General features: G+C 72.8%; 22 protein-coding genes, 1 tRNA gene and 1 pseudogene. 10 read left to right on the top strand and 14 right to left on the bottom strand.

What is annotated here, in order from left to right:
- Positions 1 to 2: 2 nt before the first annotated feature.
- Genes ACIPPS_RS09610 through ACIPPS_RS09595 form a run of 4 tightly spaced genes read right to left on the bottom strand, consistent with a single transcriptional unit; the run spans position 3 to position 4,418 of the window.
- The gene (locus ACIPPS_RS09610; protein ID WP_401428893.1) at positions 3 to 1,334 is read right to left on the bottom strand and encodes an STM4012 family radical SAM protein; all 1,332 of its coding nucleotides are present in this window, start codon (positions 1,332 to 1,334) and stop codon (positions 3 to 5) included.
- A complete protein-coding gene (locus ACIPPS_RS09605; RefSeq protein ID WP_401428891.1) occupies positions 1,331 to 2,152 on the bottom strand; it encodes an STM4013/SEN3800 family hydrolase in 822 nt (273 codons plus the stop codon). The genes ACIPPS_RS09610 and ACIPPS_RS09605 overlap by 4 nt, the downstream gene beginning before the upstream one ends.
- A 20-nt stretch (positions 2,153 to 2,172) precedes the next feature.
- Positions 2,173 to 3,459 carry an STM4014 family protein gene (locus ACIPPS_RS09600; protein WP_401428889.1) on the bottom strand — a complete coding sequence of 429 codons (1,287 nt, stop codon included), beginning with the start codon at positions 3,457 to 3,459 and terminating at the stop codon, positions 2,173 to 2,175.
- Entirely contained in the window at positions 3,456 to 4,418 is a 963-nt protein-coding gene (locus tag ACIPPS_RS09595; RefSeq protein WP_401428887.1) for an STM4015 family protein, read from the bottom strand. The genes ACIPPS_RS09600 and ACIPPS_RS09595 overlap by 4 nt, the downstream gene beginning before the upstream one ends.
- Before the next feature lie 165 nt (positions 4,419 to 4,583).
- On the opposite strand from ACIPPS_RS09595, the gene ACIPPS_RS09590 reads away from it, so the two are divergent.
- From ACIPPS_RS09590 to ACIPPS_RS09580, 3 genes are all read left to right on the top strand, one after another.
- Positions 4,584 to 4,910 (top strand): hypothetical protein, encoded by a 327-nt coding sequence (locus ACIPPS_RS09590; protein ID WP_401428885.1) that lies wholly within the window; start codon positions 4,584 to 4,586, stop codon positions 4,908 to 4,910.
- 22 nt (positions 4,911 to 4,932) lie between these two features.
- The gene (locus ACIPPS_RS09585) at positions 4,933 to 6,084 is read left to right on the top strand and encodes a DUF6745 domain-containing protein (RefSeq protein WP_401428883.1); all 1,152 of its coding nucleotides are present in this window, start codon (positions 4,933 to 4,935) and stop codon (positions 6,082 to 6,084) included.
- A gap of 102 nt (positions 6,085 to 6,186) precedes the next feature.
- The gene (locus ACIPPS_RS09580) at positions 6,187 to 6,984 is read left to right on the top strand and encodes an SIMPL domain-containing protein (protein ID WP_401428881.1); all 798 of its coding nucleotides are present in this window, start codon (positions 6,187 to 6,189) and stop codon (positions 6,982 to 6,984) included.
- Between the two features lie 47 nt (positions 6,985 to 7,031).
- Here ACIPPS_RS09580 and ACIPPS_RS09575 read toward each other — a convergent pair whose 3' ends face one another.
- Positions 7,032 to 7,658, bottom strand: coding sequence for a TetR/AcrR family transcriptional regulator (locus ACIPPS_RS09575; protein WP_401429558.1), 627 nt, complete (start codon positions 7,656 to 7,658; stop codon positions 7,032 to 7,034).
- A 45-nt stretch (positions 7,659 to 7,703) separates the two neighbouring features.
- A pseudogene (locus ACIPPS_RS09570) lies at positions 7,704 to 8,879 on the bottom strand (Glu/Leu/Phe/Val dehydrogenase dimerization domain-containing protein); the annotation flags it as partial.
- Between the two features lie 122 nt (positions 8,880 to 9,001).
- Here ACIPPS_RS09570 and ACIPPS_RS09565 point away from each other — a divergent pair.
- The 6 genes from ACIPPS_RS09565 (at position 9,002) to ACIPPS_RS09540 (ending at position 14,513) form a co-directional block, all read left to right on the top strand.
- Positions 9,002 to 10,213 carry an MBL fold metallo-hydrolase gene (locus ACIPPS_RS09565; protein ID WP_401428879.1) on the top strand — a complete coding sequence of 404 codons (1,212 nt, stop codon included), beginning with the start codon at positions 9,002 to 9,004 and terminating at the stop codon, positions 10,211 to 10,213.
- Between the two features lie 433 nt (positions 10,214 to 10,646).
- Positions 10,647 to 12,530 (top strand): ATP-binding protein, encoded by a 1,884-nt coding sequence (locus tag ACIPPS_RS09560; RefSeq protein WP_401428876.1) that lies wholly within the window; start codon positions 10,647 to 10,649, stop codon positions 12,528 to 12,530.
- Positions 12,531 to 12,537: 7 nt separating this feature from the next.
- A complete protein-coding gene (locus ACIPPS_RS09555; RefSeq protein WP_401428873.1) occupies positions 12,538 to 12,972 on the top strand; it encodes a roadblock/LC7 domain-containing protein in 435 nt (144 codons plus the stop codon).
- A gap of 2 nt (positions 12,973 to 12,974) precedes the next feature.
- Positions 12,975 to 13,346, top strand: coding sequence for a DUF742 domain-containing protein (locus tag ACIPPS_RS09550; protein ID WP_401428871.1), 372 nt, complete (start codon positions 12,975 to 12,977; stop codon positions 13,344 to 13,346).
- Positions 13,324 to 13,947 (top strand): GTP-binding protein, encoded by a 624-nt coding sequence (locus ACIPPS_RS09545; RefSeq protein ID WP_401428868.1) that lies wholly within the window; start codon positions 13,324 to 13,326, stop codon positions 13,945 to 13,947. The genes ACIPPS_RS09550 and ACIPPS_RS09545 overlap by 23 nt, the downstream gene beginning before the upstream one ends.
- Positions 13,944 to 14,513 (top strand): GAF domain-containing protein, encoded by a 570-nt coding sequence (locus ACIPPS_RS09540; RefSeq protein WP_401428865.1) that lies wholly within the window; start codon positions 13,944 to 13,946, stop codon positions 14,511 to 14,513. The genes ACIPPS_RS09545 and ACIPPS_RS09540 overlap by 4 nt, the downstream gene beginning before the upstream one ends.
- 83 nt (positions 14,514 to 14,596) lie before the next feature.
- On the opposite strand, the gene ACIPPS_RS09535 is transcribed toward ACIPPS_RS09540, so the two are convergent.
- The 3 genes from ACIPPS_RS09535 to ACIPPS_RS09525 all read right to left on the bottom strand — a co-directional run bounded on the left by ACIPPS_RS09535 (position 14,597) and on the right by ACIPPS_RS09525 (position 17,972).
- Complete coding sequence (locus tag ACIPPS_RS09535; RefSeq protein ID WP_401428863.1) at positions 14,597 to 15,796, bottom strand: acyl-CoA dehydrogenase family protein; 1,200 nt, start codon at positions 15,794 to 15,796, stop codon at positions 14,597 to 14,599.
- Between the two features lie 539 nt (positions 15,797 to 16,335).
- Complete coding sequence (locus tag ACIPPS_RS09530; RefSeq protein WP_401428861.1) at positions 16,336 to 17,238, bottom strand: transketolase family protein; 903 nt, start codon at positions 17,236 to 17,238, stop codon at positions 16,336 to 16,338.
- Between the two features lie 47 nt (positions 17,239 to 17,285).
- Positions 17,286 to 17,972 (bottom strand): transketolase, encoded by a 687-nt coding sequence (locus ACIPPS_RS09525; RefSeq protein ID WP_401428858.1) that lies wholly within the window; start codon positions 17,970 to 17,972, stop codon positions 17,286 to 17,288.
- Between the two features lie 126 nt (positions 17,973 to 18,098).
- On the opposite strand from ACIPPS_RS09525, the gene ACIPPS_RS09520 reads away from it, so the two are divergent.
- Positions 18,099 to 18,172, top strand: a tRNA-Pro gene (locus tag ACIPPS_RS09520).
- A gap of 128 nt (positions 18,173 to 18,300) precedes the next feature.
- On the opposite strand, the gene ACIPPS_RS09515 is transcribed toward ACIPPS_RS09520, so the two are convergent.
- The 5 genes from ACIPPS_RS09515 to ACIPPS_RS09495 all read right to left on the bottom strand — a co-directional run bounded on the left by ACIPPS_RS09515 (position 18,301) and on the right by ACIPPS_RS09495 (position 25,428).
- Positions 18,301 to 19,272 (bottom strand): ABC transporter substrate-binding protein, encoded by a 972-nt coding sequence (locus ACIPPS_RS09515; RefSeq protein WP_401428856.1) that lies wholly within the window; start codon positions 19,270 to 19,272, stop codon positions 18,301 to 18,303.
- Between the two features lies 1 nt (position 19,273).
- On the bottom strand, positions 19,274 to 21,247 hold the full coding sequence (locus tag ACIPPS_RS09510; protein WP_401428853.1) for an ABC transporter permease subunit: 1,974 nt from the start codon (positions 21,245 to 21,247) through the stop codon (positions 19,274 to 19,276).
- 70 nt (positions 21,248 to 21,317) lie between these two features.
- On the bottom strand, positions 21,318 to 22,400 hold the full coding sequence (locus ACIPPS_RS09505; protein ID WP_401428851.1) for a glycine betaine/L-proline ABC transporter ATP-binding protein: 1,083 nt from the start codon (positions 22,398 to 22,400) through the stop codon (positions 21,318 to 21,320).
- Positions 22,397 to 23,923 carry a GMC family oxidoreductase gene (locus ACIPPS_RS09500; protein ID WP_401428848.1) on the bottom strand — a complete coding sequence of 509 codons (1,527 nt, stop codon included), beginning with the start codon at positions 23,921 to 23,923 and terminating at the stop codon, positions 22,397 to 22,399. Before ACIPPS_RS09500 ends, ACIPPS_RS09505 begins: the two co-directional genes overlap by 4 nt.
- The gene (locus tag ACIPPS_RS09495) at positions 23,920 to 25,428 is read right to left on the bottom strand and encodes an aldehyde dehydrogenase family protein (RefSeq protein ID WP_401428846.1); all 1,509 of its coding nucleotides are present in this window, start codon (positions 25,426 to 25,428) and stop codon (positions 23,920 to 23,922) included. The genes ACIPPS_RS09500 and ACIPPS_RS09495 overlap by 4 nt, the downstream gene beginning before the upstream one ends.
- Between the last annotated feature and the right edge of the window lie 217 nt (positions 25,429 to 25,645).

The following is a 25,645-nucleotide window of genomic DNA, read 5'->3' as shown; positions in this document are numbered from 1 at the left end:
CCCTACCTCGGGTCGTAGGCGGCCATCGCCGCCCGGACGGCCGGCGAGAAGAGCGCGGGGCCGAGCGCGTCCGAGTGCGCGAGGCCCTCGGGGGAGAGCCGCAGCAGCCCGTCGGGCGCGGTCGCGTCCAGCCAGCCCAGCGCCTCGAACCGGCCCAACTCCGCCGGGAAGTCCGCGAACGGCGACGCGCCGAACCGCTCCTCGTACGTGTCCGTCTCCATGCCCCGGACCTGGAGGAGGGACTGGAGCAGATGGCGGCGGCGCGCCTCGTCCGCGTCGACCGGGCGGCCCACCCGCGCCCGGGTGAAGTCCTCCGTCGTGGTGTAGTCGTCGATGATCGCGCGGATCTCCCGCATCTCGACGGCGTAGTCGAAGGAGTAGTGCAGCGACGAGGTGTAGGAGCGGGCCCCGCAGCCCAGGCCGATCATGCCGTCGGTCTGGCAGGCGTAGTCGTCGGCGCCCTGCGGCGGGGCGTCGGTGCGCCGGAACATGCGCATCGAGACCTGCTCGTAGCCCCGGGCGAGCAGATGGTCTCGGCCGTGCCGGTAGAGCCGCAGCCGCTGCTCGTCCCACTCCCGGTCGGCGGTGGCGGCGAGCCGGCCGAGGCCGGTGAGGGGACGGACGTACAGGGGGTAGAGGTACAGCTCCTCGGGCCGCCAGGCGAGGGCCGCGTCGAGCGACCGGGTCCAGCTCCGGTCGGTCTGGCCGTCGATGCCGTAGATCAGGTCGATGTTGAGGACGGGGACGCCCGTCTCCCGGATGCGGCCGAGCGCCCCCTCGACGTCGGCGCGGCGCTGGGGGCGCACGGCGGCGCGGGCCTCCGCCTCCACGAAGCTCTGCACGCCGATGCTCAGCCGGGTGGCACCGCGCTCGGCGAGGACCGCGAGCCGGTCGGCGGTCGCGGTCGAAGGGGAGGTCTCGACGGAGAGCGGGACGGCACGCAGGTCGACGCCCGTCCGCTTCTCCGCGATGTCGCAGAGCCGCTCCAGCTCCCCGGCGGTGAGGAAGGTGGGCGTACCCCCGCCGAAGGCGGCCGTGGCGAAATGGACCGGCCCCCGGTCGCCGAGCGCCTCGCGGACGGCGGACGCCTGGCGGTCGAGGGCGTCGAGGTAGCGGGTCGTCAGCTCGTCCGGGGCGCCGATCCGCGTGAAGAGGTTGCAGAAGCCGCAGCGGACCTCGCAGAAGGGTATGTGGGCGTAGAGGGAGAGGGCGTCCTTCGGCTCGTCGCGCCAGAGCGCGGCGAGGGAGGGAGCGGGGTCCGGGAGCGGGCGGTACGCCGTCTTGTGCGGGTAGGCGTAGACGTAGCTCTCGTACGGGCGCGGCGACGGGTTCACGCGATCTCCGCCCGGTCCGGGCCGTCCAGGAGGAACTGGGCGTACGGAACGGTCCAGACGCTCTCGTGGCCGAGCCGGTGGCCGGTGAAGCCGTCCTCTCCGTACGCGGTGCCGTGGTCCGAGCAGACGATCGCGAAGCAGGGGCGGCGGCTGCTCATGGCGGCGAAGAGGCGGCCGATGTGCCGGTCGACGTGGACCAGGGCCGCCGCGTGCGAGGCGCGGGTGTCGCCGGACTCCCGGGTCGCGCCCGGGAGATGGAACCAGTTGGGCTGGTGCAGGGCGGCGACGTTGACGAACAGGAAGAGCCGCTGCTCGGCGGGGAGCCCGGCGACGATCTCCTCGGCCCTCGTCACCTGGGACTCGAACGAGGTCGGGGAGGCGACGCCGAAGGCGGGCTCCCAGTGGCTCTCCTCGAACAGTCCCGGCAGCACCGAGCCGAGCGGGCCCTGCCCGTTGAAGAAGCCGACGCCGCCGACGCACGCGGTGCGGTAGCCCTCCTCGGCCAGGCCGGAGACGAGGTCGGGGGTGTCGTACACGAAGGTGCCGTCGGTGGTCGTCTCGCTGCCCGCGAACCGGGCCGCGAAGAGCCGGGGGTGCGGGCCGGGGGTGGCCGGGGTCGGCAGGAACCCGGCGAAGATCGCCTGGTGGGAGGCGTACGTGAAGCTGCCGGGGGCGTGCCGGCGCTCCCACCGTCCGTCGGGGAGGTGCCGGGCGAGGTTCGGGATGCGGCCGGCGGCGGCGAGTTCGGCGGCCACGTCGTACCGGAGGGTGTCGAGCGTGACCAGGAGGAGGTCGTGGCTGCCCACGATCTCGTTCATGTCGGGTGCGTGCTGCCGGTTCACGTGGTGCTCGTTCCTGTGGTGCGAGTGGTGCGAGTGGTGTGAGTGGTGCGGGTGGTGCGTGCAGTGCTAGTGGTGCGGGGGGTGCGTGCGGTGCGAGGAGTGCTAGTGGTGCGGGGGGTGCCTGTGTGTGTTCTGGTGCGTGTGGGGGTGCCGCGCAGGAGCGCGGCGACCTGCGCGGCGTAGGTGTCCCGGCCTTCGGCGCCGCTGCCCGGCAGGCCGGTGAGTCCGGGGAGGAGGTCGCCGAAGGCGTTGACCTCGCCGACGGCGAAACGCCGCCAGCCCACCGCCGGCAGCAGATCGATCCCGACGCACCGCGTGCCCGGGAAGGCGTCGGCCGCCCGCTCGCACACCTCCAGCGCGTCCGCCCACCGTCCGCCCGCCGCCGAGATCGCCGCGCGCACGGCGCCCAGGTCGCCCCGCGCGCCGCCGAGGTGGAGGTTGGTCATCGGGGAGCGGCTGGTCCGGACGACGGCGTGGGTGGCGCGCCCGTCGATCACGACCACCCGCAGGTCGGCCGCCCGGCCCTGCTGGACCGCCTTCGGCAGCCAGCGCTCGATGTGCAGCCCGTCGGGGGCGAGCGCGTCCACGATCGTGGCGACCTCGCGCTCGGTCGTGTAGCGGCGCACCCGCAGGGAGTTGAAGAGGCGCCCGTCCGGGGTCCGCTCCACCGAGGTGGTGGCCTGCACGCGCCCGGAGCCGTTCGTCTCCACGGCCAGGACCCCGGAGGCGGACGAACCGTGCGCCAGCTTCACGAAGGCCCGGGGCAGCCCCCCGGCCGCCATCAGGGCGCGGACGTCCGCCCAGCCCCGCACGGGCGGGCCGGCCGGGCCGGACGTCGGCGAGTCCGGCACCGGGACCCCGGCCTCGCGCAGCCGGGCGTGGGCGAGCCGCTTGTCGAAGAGGACCGCCGGCTCGGCGGGGTCGTCGACCAGGACGGCCCCCGCCTCGCGGACGGTCCGGGCGAGGCGCGCAGTGGCGGCCGTGAACGCCTCGTACCAGCGGCCGGTGCCCTCGACCCGGGTCGGGTCGTCGGTGCCGCGCAGCAGTCGCTCGACCTCCGGTTCCTCGCCGGGCGACTCCAGCCGGACCGTCTCACCGGGGTGGAACCGTCCCCCGCCCCGCAGCACGTCGAGCCAGGGCTCGACCCGCGCCTCGGGCAGCCCGGCCGCCCGCACCGCGTCGCGGAAGTACGTGACCCGGCGGTTGGCCGGATTGCCGACCACGACGAACCGTGGGCGCGCGGGCTCCTCCGGCGGATGCCCGAGGGGCGGGGACGGGATCATTCCGCGACCGCGACGTACCGGAAGACCTCGCCGTCGCCGTCGTCCTCCGGCTCCTGCGCGTCGTCGACGTCCACCGTCACGCCGTACGGCGTGAGGGCGTCGACGATCCGCTCGCTCATCTTCTCGCTGAGGTAGTGGTGGGAGAGGTCGAGGTGCGTGAGGTGCGTGAGCGGCTGGCCGACGAGCAGCGCCTCGGCGCCCTCGTCGGTGAGCGTGCCCATCGACAGGTCGAGCCGGTCGAGCCGGGCGACCACCGGGGCACCGGCCACGGCGGCGGCGATCTCGTCCTGGATGACGCTGTTGCGCAGCGCGAGATCGCGCAGCGCGGGGAAGCCGGTACCGGCGAGGACCGGCGCCAGGTCGTCGACCGAGGAGTCGCCGCCGTACTCGTCCGTGCCGAGCCACAGGTCCAGCTTCTCCAGCGCGGGCAGGTCACTGCCCGCGATACCCCGCACGACCTCGGCGCCGAGACCGCCGGACTCCACCACCAGCGTGCGCAGCGCGGAGTGCCGGACGGCCGGGAAGGCGAGCCCCGTCCCGCCCCGCACGCCCAGCTCCCGCAGCCGGGGATAGGCGGCGAGGAGCGGGGTCACGTCGGACTGCTGGATCCACGAGATCTCGCAGTCCTCGAAGGTCATCTCGCCGAGAAACAGCGCCTCCAGGGAGGTCAGCCGGTCCGTGGCCGCCTCGACGAGAGCGGTGACGATCGGGGCGGAAGAGGTGTCGTACGCCTCGTCCCAGCCGCCGACGACCAGCGCGCGGACCCGGTGGGTGTCGACGTCGGCGAGGAAACGGGCGAAGACCTGCTCCCACTGCTCGTCGTCCGGTCCGCAGTACGTCGGAGCGGAGACCCGCCAGGCCACGGAGGCCGGGTCCGGCAGTTCGACGACGGCGTCACGGTCCGGGAACGCGAACACGGGCAGGCCGTGGAACTCCTGCATATCTCCCGAAATGGTCATGAGTGCTCCAGACACCGGACGGTGATGATCGGCTGACGCGAGAAGTTGTACCAAGCCCCACCGACAACGCCGCGCGCCGGGGCGGCCGGAGGGCGTTGTCAGTGGCTGCCTCTAGCGTCGAATACGTGGTCGACACACGCCGTGCCCACCACGGAGGGGAGAGCCATGTACCGGCAGGGAGACGTGCTCATCGTGCCCGTCGCTGAGGCGGCGGTGCCCGCGCACGCCAAGGACGCGGCGGGGGAGCCGCGGGACGGGCGGGGCCGCCTCGTCCTCGCGCTCGGTGAGGTGACCGGGCACGCCCACGCGATCCCGGGGCCCGGACGACTGGTGCGCGAGCCCGGTCCGTTCGGGCCGTTCCTGCTCGAACTGCCCGCGGGCGGGCGGGTGGTGCACGAGGAGCACGCCCCGATCCCGCTGCCGAAGGGCTGGTACCGCGTGGTGCGGCAGCGGGAGTACACACCGGGCGCGTACCGGATCGTCGCGGACTGACAGCGGACTGACAGGGGGAGAGATGAACGGGACACCGATGACGGTGGACAGGTGGCGCGCCGTGGCGGCGGCCACAGGGGCGGCCGACCGGACGGCGGCGGAGCAGGGCGTCCGGCTCGCCTACGCCACGGCGGGGCTCGCGGCGCCGGAGCGGATCGTCTGGGCGGACTCACCCCGGGCGGCCGTCGCGCTCGTACGGGAACTGACCGACGCGGGGCGTTCGGTACGGGACGAGGTCCGCACCCGGCCCTGGGCCGAGGAGCGCCGCAGGGTCCACGACGAGCTCGGCCCCCGGGGCTGGACGGCGCTGTGGTCGAGCACCGGGGCGCCGCTCTGGGACACGACACGGGCCCTCGCGGACCGGATAAGGACGGCGGTGACCGCCGACCTCGCCGGGGCGCCCGGGGGCACACGGGACGGGACGCCCGACGGGGCGTCCGACGGGGCGCCCGGGGGCGGGAGTGGCGGGGCGTCCGACGGAGCGCATGGGGGCGCACGGGACGGGACGTCCGACGGCGCGTCCGGTGGGTCCGGACCGGTCGGAGAGGCCTCCGCCGTGCGTCTGGTGCTGCTCGACGCGGTTCTGGGACAGCACGACGCGGCCTGGCTCGCCGCCTTCGACGGGCGCGGCGAGCGGCTCGCCGGGCTCGCGGCGGTCGCCGAGAACGCGGGGTGGTGGTGGCCGTACGAGAAGGTCGCCGTGGTGTGCGAGCGGCCCGTCGAGCTGCACCGGGACGAGGCCGGACGCCTGGACCGGGGCGACGGCCCGGCGCTCGCCTTCGCCGACGGGTTCGCGCTGTACGCCTGGCGGGGGATGGCCGTGCCGGCGAAGTTCCTCGCGGAGCTCGGCGGGCTCACCCCGGAGCGCATACGCGCCGAGGAGAACGCCGAACTGCGCCGCGTGATGCTGGAGTTCTACGGCTACGAGCGCTATCTCGCCGAATCGGGCGCGCAGCCGGTGGCCCGGGACGAGGCGGGCGTGCTCTGGCGGATCGAGCTCGTGGACGACGAGGACGTGGTCATGGTCGAGGTGGTGAACTCGACGCCGGAGCCGGACGGGACCTTCCGTACGTACTGGCTGCGTGTGCCGCCCCGGACCACGACCGCGCGCGAGGGCGTCGCGTGGACCTTCGGCCTGACGGAGGTGGCCTACGAGCCGCTCGTGCAGACCTGAGCGGGTGACCGGGCGGCCGTGGCGCCCGGGCGGGAGCGCGGGGCGGTGCTGGGATGGGCGCTGCCGGGACCCCGGCACCGACCCCCGTCGAAGGGACCGCTCGTGACGACCCGTCGTCATCCCCACCACCTCCCTGCCCGTGCCCGTGTCCTCCGCCGTGCGACGGTCGTGGGGGCGGTGCTCGGCGCCGTCACGCTCGCGGGTGCCGCGACGCCCGTGCTCGCCGCCTCGCCCGGGACCGTCCCGGTCGCCGTGGCCTCGGCCGGCCGGGCCGCGGCCTCGGCGACCGTCTCCGTCACGGGGACCGGTCGGGCCTCCGCGGCGCCGGACCTCGCGGTGCTCTCGGTCGCCGTCGAGGAGCAGGGCAAGACCGCCAAGGAGGCGATGGAGGCCCAGAACCGGTCCGCGAAGAAGCTTCTCGACGCGCTGCGGAAGCAGTCGGTCGAGGACCGGGACATCCGCACGGACGGTCTCTCCGTCTCCCGCGTCTACGCCCAGAGCGCCGACGGGGAGAGCAAGGTGTCCGGCTACGTCGCCTCGCAGAGCTTCACCGCGAAGGTCCGCGACGTCGACAGGGCCGGCTCGGTGATCGGCGCCGTCACCGAGGCGGCCGGAAACGCGGGCCGGGTCAACGGGGTGAGCTTCGACGTCGCCGACCGGAAGGGGCTGCGGAGCAGGGCCCGCGAGGTGGCGTACCAGGACGCGTACGACAAGGCCGTGCAGCACGCGCGACTCAGCGGGCACCGGCTCGGCCGGCTCGTGTCGCTGTCCGAGACCGAGGGCAGCGGCGGCGGCCCCGGAGCCGTACCGGAGATGCCCTCCGACGCCCCGGGCGTGCCGCTGGCGCCCGGCGAGATCGAGGAACAGGTGACGCTCACGGCCGTGTACGAGCTGATCTGAGGCCGTCGGCGGGGGCGCCGACCTCTGTCCGTCGGCGGGACGTCGCCCTATGTCGTCGGCGGGGGTGCCTGCGGGTCCAGGGACGGCAGGCCCAGTTCGCGGGCCAGGGCGGCGTCGGCCCACTCCAGCATGGCGGCGCGGGAGAGCGACCCGGCGTACGAGGTCATCTGCACGGCGAGCCCGTCCAGGAAGGCGGTCAGCCGCCAGGCCGCGCCCGCCGGGTCGGCGCACGGGAACTCGCCCGCCGCGGCACCCTCGGCGATGACCCGGGTGAGGGCCGCCTTCCACTGCTGGTCGAGCGAACCGGCGACCTCGCGCAGGGCCGGCTCCCGCAGGCAGGCCGCCCAGCCCTCGATCCAGAGCCGCCAGCCCTTGGCCTGGCCGGTCGGCGCGTACCAGCGGACGGCCGCACGCAGCCGGCGCAGGGCGGTGGTCCGCCGCCCCAGGAGCCGGCGCAGATGGGCGAGGTCGCCCTCGGCGGCGTATGCGAACGCCTCCGCGACGAGCTTCTCCTTGGTCGAGAAGTGGTAGAGCACCAGCGCGTTGCTGACCCCCAGGGCCGAGGCGACGTCGGCGATCCGGACGGCCGCCACGCCCCGTGCCTCGATCTGCTCGACGGCGGCCCGGAGCAGCTCTTCCCGCCGTTCCGCCACGCTCAACCGCACTCTCGCCACGCCGGCCACCCTACACAGAACATGACACGGGCATGATCGACTTCCGTACGTGCCGTACCGCGCCGCGATCTCCGTCAGCCGCTCCCCGACCAGCCCGTGGGCCGCGGCGCGTGGGGTCGAGCCGTCCGCCTCCGCCCGGTCGAGGACCCGGTCGACCAGGGCGCGCATGGCCGTGCGGATGTGGGCGAAGGCCGCGTCCGGGCCGCCGGTGATGTCACCGAAGAGCGTCCACCACCACCAGGCGTTGGTGGCGGAGTTGACCACCACGTCGGGCAGGACCGTGATCCCGCGCGCGGCGAGGAGTTCCTCCGCCGCGGGGAGGACGGGCATGTTCGCCGCCTCCACGATCCACCGGGCGGTGATTCCCGCCTGGTTCCGGGTGTCGATCGCGTAGGAGACGGCGGCCGGGACGAGCACCTCCGCGTCGGCCGCCAGCCAGGCGTCGCCGGGCTCCTCCCGGTCCCCTGGCCGCAGCGCGGCACGGTCCACGGTGCCGTGGCCGTCGCGCGCCGCGAGAAGCGCCTCGACGTCGAGCCCGTCCGGGTGGGTGATCGTGCCCCGCACGTCGGCCACCGCCACGACGGAGAGCCCGGCCCGGGCCAGGAAGCGCGCGGTGGCCCCGCCCATGGTCCCGAAGCCCTGCACGGAGACCCGGGTGCCGGCGTACGGGTGACCGGCCCGCTCCAGCGCCACCAAAACCGATTCGGCGACCCCGCAGCCGCCCGCCAGCTCGTCCAGGCCGATCCCGTCCACCTGGGCCTCGAACGCCTCCGCGAGCCTGCGCCGGGCCCTCGCCTCGTCGTCCAGGAGCGGGTAGACGGCCTGGATCGAGGAGACGAGACCCGCCTCCGCCGCCGCCCTGTCCACCAGCTCCTGAGTCAGGCCGAGGTCCTCGCCCGTGGTCCAGAAGCGCTCGATGTACGGGCGCATCGCCTTCAGGTAGCGGACCAGCACGCCGTACGCCTCGGGGGAGCGGGGGTCGCAGTCGATACCGCCCTTGGCGCCGCCCAGCGGGACGTACCGGCTGTCCGGGTCGTAGTGCAGGGCCTCCTTCATGGTCATCCCGCGCGCGAGGCCGGCCACCTCCGCCGCCGTGCAGCCCTCGCGCATCCGCAGCCCCCCGCTGCACACCCCGCGCACCAGTCGGTCGATCACCAGGTGACCCTGTCGGCCGGTGACGTCGTCCGACCAGGTCAGCGCGATCAGAGGGGCGGTGCGCATGGGGGTCTCCGGAGGAATGCGGCGAGCGTGCTACTGAATGACTGTTCAGTATCGCGCACACTCCCGGCCGGGAGCGGCGCGGGCCGACCATAATGGAACGACCCCGACCATCAGGAGGTCCCGTGACCGGCACCGGCTCCGACCATTCGCTGCGGGCCAGGCTGCGCACCCTGCGGCCCGAGGCCTTCGGCGCCGATCCCGCGGGGGAGCGCCTCGCGCGGATCCGTCGTTCGCCGAACTTCGCGGACGGTGTCTTCCGGAACCCCGTGGCCGCCCGGACGAGGCCCTCCGGGTCCACCGTCGACTTCGCGAAGATCTACTTCCAGAAGGAGGCCCGGGCGCGCCGGGCCCCCGCCGGCGCGATCCCCGTGCACGCGACCACGCTGGCCGACCTCGCCAAGCCGCCGGTCTCGGGTCTCCGGATCACCTGGATGGGGCACTCCAGCGTCCTCGCGGAGATCGACGGCCGCCGGGTCCTCTTCGACCCGGTCTGGGGCGACCGCTGCTCGCCCTTCGCCTTCGCCGGTCCCAAGCGTCTGCACCCGGTCCCGGTGCCGCTCGCCGCGCTCGGCCCGGTCGACGTCGTCGTGATCTCGCACGATCACTACGACCACCTCGACCTGCCCACGATCAAGGCGCTCGCCACCACGGACACCCTCTTCGCGGTGCCGCTGGGCGTCGGCGCCCACCTGGAGCGCTGGGGCGTACCGGCCTCGCGGCTGCGCGAGCTGGACTGGAACGAGTCCACCGAAGTCGGCGAGCTTCGGCTGACCGCGACCCCCGCCCGCCACTTCTGCGGCCGCGGTCTGCGCAACACCCAGCACACCCTCTGGGCGTCCTGGGTCGTCGAGGGCCCCGCCCACCGGATCTACCACAGCGGCGACACCGGGTACTTCCCCGGCTTCGCGGAGATCGGTGCCGCGCACGGCCCCTTCGACGTGACCATGATCCAGATCGGCGCGTACAGCGAGTACTGGCCCGACATCCACATGACCCCCGCCGAGGGCGTCCAGGCGCACCTCGACCTCCAGGGCGGCCGCCCGCACGGCGTGCTCCTGCCGATCCACTGGGGCACCTTCAACCTGGCCCCGCACGCGTGGGCGGAGCCGGGGGAGTGGACGGGTGACGCCGGAGAGGAGCTCGGCCAGCAGGTCGCCGCGCCCCGCCCGGGCGAGCCCTTCGAGCCCAGCGGCACCCTTCCCGCGGACCCCTGGTGGCGTGCGGTGTCCCGGCCGCTCGACCGCGCCTGGCGCACGCCCGACCGGGTGGCCGCGGCCCCGGCCGCCTCCGCCGAGCAGCGAGGCACCGACCTCGACCTCGCCGGCGACCGCTGAGGCGCTGAACGCCCGCGCGTCCCGTCGATGCGAACGCGAATGCGAAGGTGAACGGCGGAGCGGAGCCGCGAGGCCGGAACGGGTCTCCCGAGCCACGCGAAAGAGGGGTTGTTCGCTCCCCCGTGCGAGTGCGCGCGAACCGATTCCGGTCACGACGGAATTCCACCGAGGGTGGAGGCGTGAGGACGCCTCCACCCTCTTCCGTTCCACGCCTCCGACGCGCCCCGTCGACTTCCGGCCATTCCTTCTCGGCCTGTCGTGCGAAGGCTGATACCAGAGCGGGTCGCCACTACGGGTAAGTTTGCCAACTGCGCACCGCACATGAACGGTTGACGTCTACAGTGGGTGGTTGGTGATCATCGGTAGGCTCGACAGACCCACGTAGGACACCCCCCGTAGTACGCCGCATCCTGGGCACGTACCAAGGACACTCATGTCTCAACTTCGCGCACCCGCACCGCGGTCCGAACGCCGTGAAGGCGGGCGGCACGGCCGGTCAGGCGCCCGTTCCGCTTCCGGCGCGGGGGCTCCCAACCCCGCGCAGCACACCGCGCCGCTCCCGACCGAAGCCCGCATACGCCCCCAACTCCTGCGCACCTCCGTGCTTCCCGCCATCGCGGTCGCACTCGGTGGCGCCGCCGCCGTGCTCTTCACCCTCCGCTCCACCGGAGCGAGCCCCACCCCCGGCCTCTGGGCCGCCTTGACGGGTGCCGCGGCCCTCACGGTGGCCTCCGTGACCGCGGCCGCGCTCGGCGCCGACCGGGCGGCCAAGTCCGTCCTCGACCGCTGCAACGCCCTGCGCCGCTCCAGCGCGCGCGGCCAGAGCGAACTGCGTACGGTCGTCGAACAGTTGCGCAGGGGCGAGGGTGCCCCGGACCGACCGGTCGTCCCGCCGAGGGCCGCGTCGGGCGACGAGTTCGACCTGCTCGCGCAGGAGTTGAACCGCTCGCACGAGGCCGCCGTGGCCGCCGTGGTGCAGGCCTCCCGGCTCTCCAGCAGCGTCGGCAACGAGCAGAAGGTCGAGGTCTTCGTCAACCTCGCCCGCCGTCTCCAGTCCCTCGTGCATCGCGAGATCCAGCTCCTGGACGAGCTGGAGAACGAGGTCGAGGACCCCGAGCTGCTCAAGGGCCTCTTCCACGTCGACCACCTGGCCACCCGCATCCGCCGCCACGCGGAGAACCTCGCCGTGCTCGGCGGCGCCATCTCCCGCCGTCAGTGGTCGAATCCGGTCACCATGACCGAGGTGCTGCGCTCCTCCATCGCCGAGGTCGAGCAGTACCCGCGCGTGAAACTGGTGCCGCCGATCGACGGTACGCTCCGGGGCCATGCCGTGGCCGACGTCATCCACCTCCTCGCCGAACTCGTCGAGAACGCGACGCTCTTCTCCGCACCGCACACCACGGTGCTGCTGCGTGCCCAGTACGTCACCGCCGGACTCGCCATCGAGGTCGAGGACCGCGGACTGGGCATGCCGGTCACCGAGCAGAACAAGATGAACGCGCTGCTCGCCGACCCCGACCAGGTGAACGTGGCCCACCTGCTGCAGGACGGCCGCATCGGACTCTTCGTCGTCTCCGCGCTCGCCCGCCGCCACGGCATCGCGGTACGCCTCCAGTCCAACATCTACGGTGGCGTGCAGGCCGTTCTCGTCCTGCCCCAGGGCCTCCTCGGCGCCGACCCCGAGGGTCTCGCGCGCAGCGAGAACCAGACGGCCCAGATCCAGCAGGTCCAGCAGGCGCCCCCGGCACCTCGGCTCCCGCACACGCCCCAGGGCCACCCGCTGCCGCAGCCGATGCCCCAGGCCACTCACGCACCCCCCGCCGCACCGGCAGCCCCGGTCACCGCACCCGTACCGGCGCCCGCGCACCGCCCCGTACAGCCGCCCGCGCACCGCCCCGTACAGCCGCCGGCGCACCACCCCGCACAGCCGCCGGCGCAGCCGCTCGCGCAGCCGTCCGCGCCGGCCCCCGTGCCCGCATCCGCGCAGGCCTCGGCCGGTCACGGACCGGAGCACGCGGCGCCCGACGAACTGACGCACCGCCCCCTGGCGTACACGCCCTCCGCCTCCGCGCTCCCCCTCCAGCAGACGGAGAGCGCCGGGCACGGCCAGGCCCCGGGGCGCCCCCTGCTTCCCAAGCGGCGCGCCCAGGAACACCTCGTCCCGCAGCTGCGCGACGAGCCGGTGGCCCGCAGGACCGAGGAGCACGCACTGCACGACCCGGGACTGATGGCCGCGTTCCAGCGCGGCATCGGTCTCGCCGAATCCCAGCCGTCCCGACAAGAACCGCTGCGTCCCGGTGACGCGCACAAGGAGTAGATGCACCATGGCGAGCAATGTGCCGAACGGCCATTCCTCGGATCTCGACTGGCTGCTGAGCGGGCTGGTCCAGCGGGTCCCGTACACGCGGAACGCGGTACTGCTCTCCTCCGACGGCCTCGTCAAGTCCGTCCACGGCCTCGACACGGACGCCGCCGACCACATGGCCGCGCTGGCCTCGGGGCTGTACTCGCTCGGCCGCAGCGCCGGCGCGCGGTTCGGCGACGGCGGGGAGGTGCGGCAGGTGGTGGTCGAGCTGGACTCCACGCTGCTGTTCGTCTCGACCGCCGGTTCCGGCACGTGCCTGGCGGTCCTCGCCGGGCGTGAGGCGGACGCCGCCGTCCTCGGCTACGAGATGGCGATGCTGGTCAAGAGCGTGCGGCCGTATCTCGTCACTCCCGCCAGACAGGCGGCGGGCGCGTCGGGCACCACGGGACAGTGAGCGTGGCGTCCGCCCAGGAGGGCCCCTGGCTCGACGACGCGGCGGGCCGGCTGATCCGTCCGTACACCGTCAGCGGTGGCCGGACCGAGCCGACCACCGCCCTCGACCTCCTCTCCATGGTGATGGCGACCGGCTCCTCCCCGCAGCCCCATATGGGTCCGGAACACAGCCTGGCCCTCGGGCTGTGCGACGGACCCACCTCGGTGGCGGAGATCGCGGCGCACTTACGGTTGCCGGCCGTCGTCACCAAGGTCCTGCTCTCCGATCTCGTGGACTGCGGGGCGCTGACCGCCCGCGCGCCCCGCTTCCACGCCAATCCAACCGACCGTTCCTTGCTGGAGGCAGTGCTCGATGGCCTACGACAACGGCTCTGAGCGCCACGAGAGTTTCGCGACCGACCCGTTCCCCATCGCCCAGAAGATCCTGGTCGCGGGCGGCTTCGGCGTGGGCAAGACCACCTTCGTGGGCGCGGTCAGCGAGATCGAACCGCTGAGTACGGAAGAGCTGCTGACCCAGGTCAGCGCGGCCACCGACAGCCTGGAGGGGGTCGAGTCCAAGACCACGACCACGGTCGCGATGGACTTCGGGCGCATCACCCTCGACGACAGAAACGTGCTGTACCTGTTCGGCACCCCGGGCCAGGAACGTTTCTGGTTCATGTGGGACGAGCTCTCCGAGGGTGCCCTCGGCGCGGTCGTCCTCGCCGACACCCGCCGCCTCCAGGACTGCTTCTCGGCCGTCGACTTCTTCGAGCGGCGGGGCATCGGCTTCGTGATCGCGGTCAACGAGTTCGACGGCGCCTACCGCTACGAACCCGACGAGGTCAGGGCCGCGCTCGACCTCAAGCCCGAGGTGCCGGTCGTGCTCTGCGACGCGCGGATCTCCAGCGCCGGCATCCGGACCCTCCTCACCCTCGTCCAGCATCTGCTCACCACCATCCCGGCCCCCGTGCCGAGCTACGGAGCACCGTCATGACCTACGACCCGACCGGTCATCTGCTGCTGACCCCCGTCGACCAGGAGGCGCCCGCCCGTGTGCGGCGGCTGCGGGAGCTGGGTCTCGGGGAACGGACGGAGCCCGCGTTCGACGAGTTCGCCCACCGGCTGGCAGAGGTGACCGGCGCCCCGTACTCGATGGTCAACTTCATCGACGAGAACCGGCAGTTCTTCGCCGGGCTGCACACTCCCCAGGGCACGCACACCGGCAGCGACCTCGGCGCGGCGGCGGCCGGCGGGAACGTCGGCCGGTACATGGCCCGTGACCACGGCTACTGCCCGCACGTGGTGGTGCGCCGCAAGGCGCTCGTCCTGGAGGACGTCTGCGACTACCCGCGGTTCGCGGGGAACCCGGTCGTGGACGAGATCGGCATCCGCTCGTACATGGGCGCGCCGCTGATCGACCGTACGGGCATAGCGCTGGGGACGATCTGCGTCGTCGACACGGACGTGCGGCCGTGGGGCCGGGCCGGTCTGGAGACGATCAAGACGCTGGCCGCGGAGCTGGTGGAGCAGATCCACCGCCGCGAGGAAGGCCTGATCTGACCCACTGCGCCGCGCTTCGTGAACGGGTGACGCCCCGGGACGGCTTCATGGCCGTGCCGGGGCGCGTCTGTGTCTGTGACCGGTCATGCGTGCGCGGGCTCCAGCCTGAGCAGGTCCGCGAGCTTCTCGGACCAACTGCCCTTGTCCTGGCCGAGGGCCACCTCGGCGAGCCGCAGCAGCTGGATGTCGGAGGTGCCGGCCGGGGCGAAGATGTGGTGCGCGTCGCGGAGGTAGCGCTCGATCGGGCGGTTGGTGAAGAGCCCGGCGGCGGCGTGGATCTCCATGGCGTTGCGACCGGCGTCGATCGCGGCTTCCACGTTGACCAGCTTCGCGTTCATCAACTCCGCGTCGCAGGAGAGCCCTTGGTCGAGCAGGTGGACGGCGTGGTACGCGGCGAGCCGGGCCGTCATCAGCCGCGACTGCATCTGGCCGAGCTTCAGCTTGACCGTGGGCAGGTGGTGCAGCGGCTTGCCGTAGCGGTGGCGCTCCGCGCTGAAGCGGGTGGTCTCCTCCAGGATCGCCTGGTGGATGCCGAGGGAGACGGCGGTGAGGTTGGCCCGGCCGTACAGCACGCTGGAGGAGTACGCGACGGACAGGCCGTCGCCCTCGTCACCGAGCCGGTTGGACGCCGGAACGCGGCAGTTCTCGAAGACGAGTTCGCCGAAGCTGAAGCCGTGCAGTCCCATGGCCGGCTGCTGGGGGCCGGTCCTGAACCCCGGGCGATCGGATTCGACCAGGAAGGCCGTCAGCCCCTTCGACCCGGGGCCGGTCCTGACCACCACACCGTGCAGATCGCCGACGTGGCTGTTGCCCACGTACACCTTGCTGCCGTTGAGGATGTAGTCGTCTCCGTCGCGGACCGCGCTCGCGGTCATGCCGAGGACATGCCCGCCCGAGTCCGGCTCGGTGACCGCGATGGTCGGCAGGCACTCGCCGGCGGCGATGGCCGGAAGCCAGGTCTTGCGCTGCTCGTCGCTGCCGAAGTGGACGATCTTCGCGGTGCCCAGCTGGGAGGCCTGCACCATGGCGCCCATCGCGCCGCTGACGCGGGAGAGCTCCTCGATGATGATGGTCTTGGCCAGGTGGCCGGCGCCCATGCCGCCGTACTCCTGGCCGATGGTGGCGCCCAGCCACCCCTGCTCGCAGATCAGCCGGGACAGTTCGTGGTGCACGGTCCGTGAGGCTTCCATCTCGGCTATTCGTGGCCGAACCTCGCGCTCCGCGAAGTCCCTCACGGTCGCTCGGAGTTGATGATGAAGTCGACTGCTGAAGTAGCTGTCCACGCGAGTCCCTCCCCTGCGAATCGCCCGCTCGATCGATTGTTCGAGCAGGTGGTGCATCGGCAGTGGCCCCGTCCCGAACAGGCCGACACTTCATGGTGTTGATCTTTCTGGGGCGGAGCAATATCGCCACCGAGTTTGTCTGAAACCGGAGTGGTTGACGCCAGCAACTGACTGTGATTCGAGCGGAGTTGGCCTGTTCGTGCCGGTCCTCAGGGCATTCCCCGTGGGCATCTTTCTGCCACATGCCAAGGGCAAACCATTCGAGGGCATATGGCGGTGTGGGGGGTCGCGTCGCCCCATAGGCCACCTGTTCACCACAGGGGCGGTATCCCCCAAGAGTCCCGAAGTGTCGACAGGGCCGGAACGGCGGGCCCGGACGCGCGTGAACCCTCGCGAAGGAGGGCGCGGGGCGGCGTACAGGTGTGCGCGGCGGCGCCGGGGCGCGTCACGGGGAGTGAGGGGCGCGCGCTCCGGCGCTTACGCACGCCGCCTGTTGGCGCGGTTTCCGGCGGTGGGCGTCCCTCCGGGCGGGGACTGACTCAGCGGGGCCGGTCGCCGAGGAAGGCCGAAACGCGCTCGCGCAGCCCGGCCGGGTCGAGGCCCTGCCCCACGAGGTGCTCCTCCATCGTGCCGTACCTGCGCAGCTCCCGGCGGGCGACACCCAGCCCGAGGACCCGGTGGGGGAGCGCGGCGAGGGCGTCGTTGGCGGCGGCGGTCGAGGTGCCGGCGAGGTAGGGCTCGACGAGGACGACGTCCGGGCGCGCCGAGTCCACCGCGCGGCGCAGGGCGGCGGCGTCGAAGGGGCGGACGGTGGTGGCGTGGAGGACGGTCACGTCCAGGCCCTCGGTCGCCGCGAGCACGTGGTCCAGCAGCGGCCCCACGGCGACGACCACGCCGGCGCGCCCCTCGCGGACCGTGCTGAAGCCGGGGGAGACGGGGCGGGCGGCGGCGTTGGACTGCACGGAGAGCCGGACGTAGACGAGGTCGTCGCCCTTGACGGCCTGTCGCAGCAGGGCCTCCGCCTCGTCCGGGTGGCCGGGGACGTGGATCGTCCAGCCGTCGAGGGTGTCGAGCAGGGCCACGTCGCCGGGCGCCATATGGGTCAGCCCGCCGGCCGGCCAGTCGTACGACGCGCCCGCGCTCACCAGCACGCCGCCCACACCCTGGTGGCCGAAGTCCAGCTTGACCTGCTCGAAGGGCCGCTCGACCAGGAAGCTCGCGAAGGTGTGCAGCACCGGACGCATCCCGGCCAGCGCCAGCCCGCCGCCCACACCGACCAGCAACTGCTCCCGGATGCCGACGTTGATCACCCGGTCCGGGTGCCGTCGCTCGGCCTCGCCGAATCCGTCCCTGCTGATCTCGGCGAGCACGACCGCGAGGCGCGGGTCCTCGTCGAGCAGTCGGCCGGTGGTGGCGATGAAACGGTCACGCATGGTGTCCATGAGGGAAGCTCCTTACGGCGGGGGAGGGGCGGTTCTCAGGGGGCCGGTCAGGCGTTCTTGGGCTCGACGCGGGCGACGACGACGCGCGGCCGCCCGGGGTGGGGTGCGGTGAAGGCGGCGTACAGCGCCTCGTGATCCCGCCCGTCGACGGTCTCGGCGGACCATCCGGCGGCCTCGAACCGCGAGGCGATCCCGCCGGGCCAGCCGTAGGTCGCGGAGCCGTTGTCGATCACCACCGTGTGGAGCCGCTCCAGACCGGCGGGGCCGGCGTAGGCGAGGGCCTCGTGGTTGCTGCCCTCGTCCAGCTCGGCGTCCCCGATGAGCACCCACACCCGCGCCTCGGTGATCCCCCGCGCCCCCAGTCCGAGCGCGCTCCCCACGGCCAGCGGCAGCCCGTGCCCCAGCGACCCGCTGCCGATCTCGGCACCCGGCACCCGGGTCCGGTCGGGGTGGTGCCCGAGGGGCGAGTCGTACGACCCGAAGCCCGCGAGCAGTTCCTCGGGGAAGAACCCCTTGGCGGCCAGGACGGCGTAGTACGCCATAGGTCCGTGCCCCTTGGAGAGCAGGAACCGGTCCCGGTCCGCCCGCTCGACGGTCTCGGGCGTCACCCGCAGCACCCGGTCGTAGAGCACCCAGAGCGCGTCGAGGGTGGAGGTGGCGGCGGGCGAGTGCTTCTCGTCCCCGGTCATCAGGCCCATGAGCCCGTGGAGCCGGTCGATGTCCGTGTTCGTCATGGCACCCACCGTGCAACCTCAAGCGGACTTGAGGTCAAGCCGCACAGCGGTTCGTGACCACCCGGGTAAGTGCGGTATTGTTCTCATGCGCGTTCGGCCGGGGGAAACCCCAGGTCAGACGGGCACCGGGACGTGGCGCAGCTTGGTAGCGCACTTGACTGGGGGTCAAGGGGTCGCAGGTTCAAATCCTGTCGTCCCGACTGTGCGGAAACGCAGGTCGGAGGCCGTGTCGAAGGGATTCGACACGGCCTTTTCGGTGTTTCGGGGCGAGTGCGACGCCAGAGGCCGTACCGGACGTGTCCGGTACGGCCTCTGGCGCGTTTCCAGGTCAGGACGGGAGCCAGGCCTGCCAGGTGGACTTGTTCTCCTTCACCCAGCGGGCCGCCGCTTCCTCGGGGGCCAGCTTCTGTTCCGCGATCATCAGGGCGACGTCGTTCTGCATGTCGGTCGTCCAGCGGAACTTCTTCAGGAACGCGGCCGCGTCGCCCCCGCCCTCCGCGAAGCGGGAGTTGAGGAACTTCTGGAGCGGGGTGTGGGGGTAGGCGCAGGCGACCTTCTCCGGGTCGGTGTCGCAGCCCTCCGTGTAGGCCGGCAGCTTCACCTCCGTCATCGGGACCTTCTCGAAGAGCCACTGGGGCTTGTACCAGTAACTCAGGAACGGCTTCTTCTCCTTGGCGAACTGCTTGATCTGGGTGATCTGCGCCGCCTCGGAGCCCGCGAACACGACCTGGTAGTCGAGGTCGAGGTTCTTCACCAGCGCCTTGTCGTTCGTCACGTAGGAGGGGGAGCCGTCGAGCAGCTGGCCCTTGCCGCCGCTCTCCGCGGTGCGGAACTCGTCGGCGTACTTGTCGAGGTTCTTCCAGTCGGTGACGTCCGGGTGCTTCTCGGCGAAGTACGTCGGGACGAACCAGCCGATGTGACCGGTCACCCCGAGGTCGCCGCCGCGCGCGATCGTCCCCTTGTCGTCGATGTACCGCTTCTCCTGCTCGGGGTGGCCCCAGTCCTCCAGGATGGCGTCCACCCGCCCCTGGCTGAGCGCGTCCCAGGCCGGCACCTCGTCGATCTGGACGGTGTCCACCCGGTAGCCGAGCTCGTGCTCCAGGAGGTACTGCGCTACGGCCACGTTGGCCTGCGCGCCCACCCAGGACTGCACCGACAGGGTCACCGTGCGGGAGCCCTTCGCGTCGGCGTACGGGGAGGCCTGGCGGGTCATGTCGGCGGCGCCGCAGCCGGTGAGGGCCGTCAGGGCGACGGCGGTCGCGAGGGCGGCGCCGCCGAGTGCGAAGCGTGTGCGAGCCATCTCAGGCCCCCTTTCCGGTGAGGTCGCGGCGGGCCGTCGGCTGGGTGACGCGGTCGAGCATCAGGCCGAGGCAGACGATCGCCGCGCCCGCGACCAGACCGGTCGCCAGGTCGCCCTGGGCGAGGCCGAAGACGGCGTCGTACCCGAGCGCGCCACCGCCCACCAGGCCGCCGATGACGACCACGGCGAGGACGAGGACCACACCCTGGTTGACGGCCAGCAGCAGCGCGGGGCGGGCCAGCGGCAGTTGGACCTGGAAGAGCTGCTGGCGGCCGGTCGCGCCCAGCGAGCGCGAGGACTCCAGCGCGGAGGGGTCCACCCCGCGGACGCCCTGGGCCGTGATCCGTACGACCGCGGGCAGCGCGTAGACCACGGCGGCGGCGACCGCCGGAGCGCGGCCGACACCGAACAGGGCGACCACGGGGATCAGGTACACGAACTGCGGCATCGTCTGGAAGACGTCGAGCACCGGACGCAGCGCGCGCCCCAGACGGTCGCCGCGGGCCGCGGCGACCCCGAGCGCGACGCCGAGCAGCAGCGTGACGGCGACGGCGGCCACGACCTGGGACAGCGTGTCGAGCGCCGGGTCCCAGACGCCGAGCACGCCGATCGCGGCCATCGCGAGGACAGCGGTCGCGGCGGTCCGCCAGGTGCCGATGAGCAGGGCGAGCGCGCCCAGGGTCAGCAGGACCGCCCACCACGGCAGCCAGTGCAGGCCGTCACGCAGCGGGTTGAGGACCCAGGTGGTGAACCGGCCGGCCCAGTCGGCGGTTCCGCCGACGAGGGGGACACCGGAGTAGAGGTGGGCGGTCATCCAGTCGACCGCCCCGTTGACGGGCCCGGCGATCTCCACCGTCCACGCGTCCGGCCAGGAGAGCCGGTCGGACAGCCGTCCCGCGACGGCGACGACGGCGGTCGCCCCGAGGGCGACGGCCCAGCCGAGCCGGGCACGGCGGGCCGGAGCCGCGCCGATCCGCTCGCCGGCCGCGGCGGTGACCCGGTCCAGGACGATGGCGAGCAGCACGATCGGCACCCCGGCGGCGAGTGCGGCGCCGACGTCGACGGAGGCCAGCGCCTGGTAGACCTGGTCGCCGAGGCCGCCCGCGCCGATGACGGAGGCGATCACGGCCATGCCGAGCGCCATCATGATCGACTGGTTGACGCCGAGCAGCAGCTCCTTGCGGGCCAGCGGCAGCCGGGCCGTCAGCAGCCGCTGCCGCCCGGTCGCGCCGAGCGAGGCGGCGGCCTCCATGACGCCGGCGTCCGCGCCGCGCAGTCCGAGCGCGGTGAGCCGGGCCATGGGCGGGGCGGCGTAGACGACGGTGGCGAGGACGGCCGCGGGCACGCCGATGCCGAAGACCAGGACGACGGGCAGCAGGTACGCGAAGGCCGGCAGCACCTGCATGGTGTCGAGGACCGGGCGCAGGACCCGGTGCATCCGGTCGGACAGGCCCGCGGCCAGGCCGAGGAGACCGCCGAGCAAAACGGACGCGGTGACGGCGACCACCATCAGGGCCAGCGTCTGCATGGTGGGCACCCACATGCCGAGCAGCCCGCACACGGCGAACGCGGCGACGGAGGTCAGCGCCAGCCGGACGCCCGCCACCCGCCAGGCCACCAGCCCGGCGGCGGCGGTGACGCCGGCCCAGCCGAGGGCGAGCAGCACGAGGTACACCGCGCGGACGGAGACGACCACGACATTGCTGACGTGCCCGAGGAAGTAGAGGAACAGCGGGTGGCTGTCACGGTTGTCGATGATCCAGTCGCTGGTGCGCCCGAGCGGACCGGACAGGTCGACGGCGAGCGACGCCGGCCAGCCGCCGCCGCCGAGGAGGAAGGCGCCGAGCAGCAGTGCGGCGGCGGTTCCGGCGCCGATCAGCCGGCCGCGGTGGCGCGCGAGCGTGCGCAGCGCACCGGAACCGGCGTCGCCGACGGAGGTACGGGTGGGGGAGGCGGGGGTGACGGTGGTGGTCATCGGCCCCACCGCCCCGGGTTCGCGGGCGTGGCCGTGGCACACGGCGGCGGCCAGGTCGTAGGGGAGTACATCAGGCCACCGCCTTCGCCGCCGAGGCCGGGACCCCGGCGACGACACCGAGGAGCCCGGCATGGTCGACCACGCCGAGACACCGCCCGTCCTCGACGACCCGCGCGTTCTCACCCGTACGGGCGACGGCCTCGATGGCCTCGTGGACGGTGGCGCTCGGCGCGAGCGAAGGGCCGGTCTCGCGCTCGCCGGCGAGCGCCGGACGCATCGCCGAGCGGACGGTCAGCACCTGTTCGCGCGGCACGTCCCGGACGAAGTCCCTGACGTACTCGTCGGCGGGGGAGCCCACGATCTCCTCGGGCGTGCCCAGCTGGACGACGCGGCCGTCGCGCATCAGCGCGATGCGGTCGCCGAGCTTGAGAGCCTCGCTCAGGTCGTGCGTGATGAAGACCATCGTGCGGCCCTCCTCCCGGTGCAGGCGGACGACCTCCTCCTGCATGTCCCGCCGGATGAGCGGGTCCAGCGCGCTGAACGGCTCGTCGAACAGCAGGACTTCGGGGTCCACGGCGAGCGCGCGGGCCAGGCCGACCCGCTGCTGCTGACCACCGGAGAGCTGGCTCGGCCTGCGGTGCTCCATGCCGTCCAGACCGACCTTGGTGATGAACTCCGCCGCCCGCTCGCGCCGTTCGCCGCGTCCGACGCCCTGGATCTCCAGGCCGTAGGCGACGTTGTCGAGCACTGTCCGGTGCGGCAGGAGCCCGAAGTGCTGGAAGACCATCGCCGCCCGGTGCCGGCGCAGTTCGCGCAGCCGGCCGGCGTCCATGGACAGCACGTCCTCGCCGTCGATGGAGATCGTGCCCGAGGTCGGCTCGATGAGCCGGGTCAGGCAGCGGACGAGCGTCGACTTGCCCGAGCCCGACAGGCCCATGACGACGAAGACCTCGCCCTTGCGGACGTCGAAGGAGACATCGCGGACGGCGGCGGTGCAGCCGGTCCGCTCGCGCAGCTCGGTCGTGCCGAGGGCGCCGAGCTCCGGGTCGGCGGGCACGCGGCCGGCCTTCGGACCGAAGACCTTCCACAGGTCGCGGACGGAGAAGACGGACGGCGCGGACGGGTTCGTGGGGTGCGGCGGGGTGCTGTTCATCGTGTGGTGCCTCCCAGCAGGTCGGCGCATTTCTCGCCGACCATGAGGACGCCGATCATCGGGTTGACGGCGGTCATGGTCGGGAAGACGGACGCGTCGGCGATCCGGATGCCGTGCAGGCCCCGGATCTTGAGATCGGGGTCGACGACGGCGAGTTCGTCGTCGGCCGCACCCATCCGGCAGGTGCCGGCCGGGTGGTAGACGGTGTGCGCGACGTGACGGGCGTAGGCGCTGAGTTCCTCGTCGGAGGTGATTTCGGGCCCCGGACAGACCTCGCGCTTCAGCCAGCCGGCCAGCGGCTCGCTCGCCGCGATCTGCCGGGCGATGCGGATCCCGTCCACGAGGGTCCGGCCGTCGTAGTCGTCCTCGTCGGTGAAGTACCGGAAGTCCAGGGCCGGTTTGACCTCGGGGTCCGCGCTCGTCAGGTAGAGCCGGCCGCGACTGCGCGGCTTGGGGATGTTCGGCGTCATCGAGACGCCGTGCGCGGGCCGTTGGTAGCCCAGGCGCTCGGGATTGTCCGTGAACGGGATCTGGTAGAAGTGGAACATCAGGTCCGGCCCCTCGGCCTCCGGGTCCCGGCGCACGAAGAGACCCGCGTCGGAGTCCATCGCCGAGTTCTCCGGGATCGGACCGTGGGTCTCCCACACGATGACCGACTCGGGGTGGTCGAGCAGGTTCTCCCCGACACCCGGCAGGTCGTGCACGACGGGGATGCCGAGCTTCTCCAGGTCGGCGCGCGGACCGATGCCGGAGTGCAGCAGCAGCCGCGGGGTGTCCACGGCTCCCGCGCACACCAGGACCTCACGCCGGGCGCGGACGACGTGCTCCGTGCCCTCCTTCGTGCGGATGTGTACGCCGGTGGCGCGAGTTCCTTCGAGCTCCAGCCGGAACGCCCAGGTCTCCAGGGCGATGTGCAGGTTCGGCCGGTCCAGGAACGGGTGCAGATAGGCCACCGAGGCGGACGACCGCTTGTTGTTCTCCGGGTGGTACGCGAGGTCGAAGAAGCCGACGCCCTCGTGGAACGCGCTCTTGTTGAAACCCTCCACGCGCGGGACGCCGAGCGCGCTCTGCGCCGCGTCGACGAAGTCCCGGGCGATCGCGTTCCGGTCGGCCTCGCCGACGGGGACGATGTTGTTGCGCAGCCGGGCGAAGTACGGGTCCATGGCCGCCGCGTCCCAGCCCTCCGCGCCCGCGTCGGCCCACTCGTCCCAGTCGGAGGGCAGCGGCTTGAAGGCGATGAGGGTGTTGTGCGAGGAACAGCCGCCCAGCACCCGGGCCCGGCTGTGACGGATGTGCGAGTTGCCCCGCGGCTGCGCGGTGGTGGGGTAGTCGTAGTCCAGCTCCCCACCGAGCAGGCCCATCCAGCGGCGCAGGGTGAGGACCTCGTCGCGGCCGACGTCACTGGGGCCGCCCTCGATGACGGCGACCGTGACGTCGGGGTCCTCCGTCAGCCGGGAGGCGATCACCGAACCGGCGGTGCCACCGCCGACGACGACGTAGTCGTACACGTGCTGCTCGCTCATGCCTGGCCCTCCGGCTTCTCGCCCGCGAACCAGCGCACCGGGCGCGGGGCGAGGTTCTGGTAGACGTGCTTGGCCTCGCGGTACTCGGCGAGGCCGCTCGGGCCGAGCTCGCGCCCGATGCCGGACTTGCCGAAGCCGCCCCATTCGGCCTGGGGCAGGTACGGGTGGAAGTCGTTGATCCAGACCGTGCCGTGGCGCAACAGGGCCGCGACCCGCTGCGCGCGGCTCTCGTCGGAGGTCCACACCGCTCCGGCGAGGCCGTACTCGGTGTCGTTGGCGAGGGCGATCGCCTCCTCCTCGGTGCGGAAGGTCTCCACGGTGAGGACGGGGCCGAAGATCTCTTCGCGGACGACCCGCATACGGCGGTGACAGTGGTCCAGGACCGTGGGCCGGAAGAAGTAGCCGGGGCCGGCCGGCCGTTCGCCGCCCGCGCGCAGGACCGCGCCCTCGCCGAGGGCGGAGGCCACGTACTCCTCGGTCCGCGCCACCTGCGCGGCGGAGACCAGCGGACCGCATTCGACGCCGGCGTCGGTGCCGCGCCCGAGGCGGATCAGTTCGGCGCGCCGGGCCAGCTCGGTGACGAAACGGGACCGCAGCGACTCCTCGATGATGAGGCGGGAGCCGGCGGAGCAGACCTGGCCGCTGTGGATGAAGGCGGCGTTGAGCGCCTGGTCGACGGCGGTGTCGAAGCCCTCGGGCGTCGAACAGGCGTCGGCGAAGACGACGTTGGGGTTCTTGCCGCCGAGTTCGAGGGCGACCTTCTTCACACTGTCGGCCGCGGCCCTGGCGACCTTCGTCCCGCTGACGAGACCACCCGTGAAGGAGACGAGGTCCACGTCGGGGTGGTCGGCGAGCCGGGCGCCCACCGTGTCGCCGGGGCCGGTGACGATGTTCGCGGCGCCGAGCGGCAGGCCGGCCTCCAGGAGCAGTTCGACCAGGACGACGGTGGACAGCGGGGTGATCTCGCTGGGCTTGATCACGAAGGTGTTGCCCGCGGCGAGGGCCGGCGCGATCTTCCAACTGGCCTGGAGGAGCGGGTAGTTCCACGGCGTGATCAAGGCGCAGACGCCGACCGGCTCGTGCACGACGACACTGCGGATCTCGTCCGAACCGGCGTCGACGACCCGTCGGCCGTCCTCGTTCGCCACGAGGTCGGCGAAGTAGAGGAAGGCGTCGCGGACGCAGTCGACGTCGACGCGCCCCTCCTCCAGCGTCTTCCCGGCGTCCTGGCTCTCCAGGGCGCCGATCCGCTCGCGGTCGCGCTCGAGGAGGGCGGCGACCCGCCGCAGCAGGGTGGCGCGCTCGGCGACCGGCGTACGCGGCCAGGCGCCGTCGTCGAACGCGGCGCGGGCCGCGGCGACGGCGTCGTCGGTGTCCTGGACACCGCCCTCCGCGACGACCGCGAAGGCGGTCGCGTCGACGGGGTCGATGATCTCGCGCGTGGCGCCGGAGAGGGCTGCGCGCCACTCTCCGCCCACATGGATGGTCTGTTGTGCTGCGGTCACGTCGGGTAGGGCCTTTCGTTCCTTTGAATCCCCCTGCCGGTAATACCGGCGGTCCGGCTGCCTGCCCTCGCTCCTGAGATCCATGCGCAACGCCTTGCGGAGAGTGGGCTGCTTCACTAGCCAAGATGTGCTAAAGGGGACATGTGGGGTGAAAGGAAGGGGGGTGGGGGAGGCCCTCGGGAGGAGGGCCGAGACGCGCGCGGAGGAGAGCCGAGAG

Origin of the sequence: Streptomyces sp. NPDC090127 (assembly GCF_044746945.1) — a bacterium.
GTDB lineage: Bacteria > Actinomycetota > Actinomycetes > Streptomycetales > Streptomycetaceae > Streptomyces.
The sequence above is the reverse complement of the archived record's forward strand: the minus strand, read 5'-3'. Positions and strand labels throughout refer to the sequence as shown.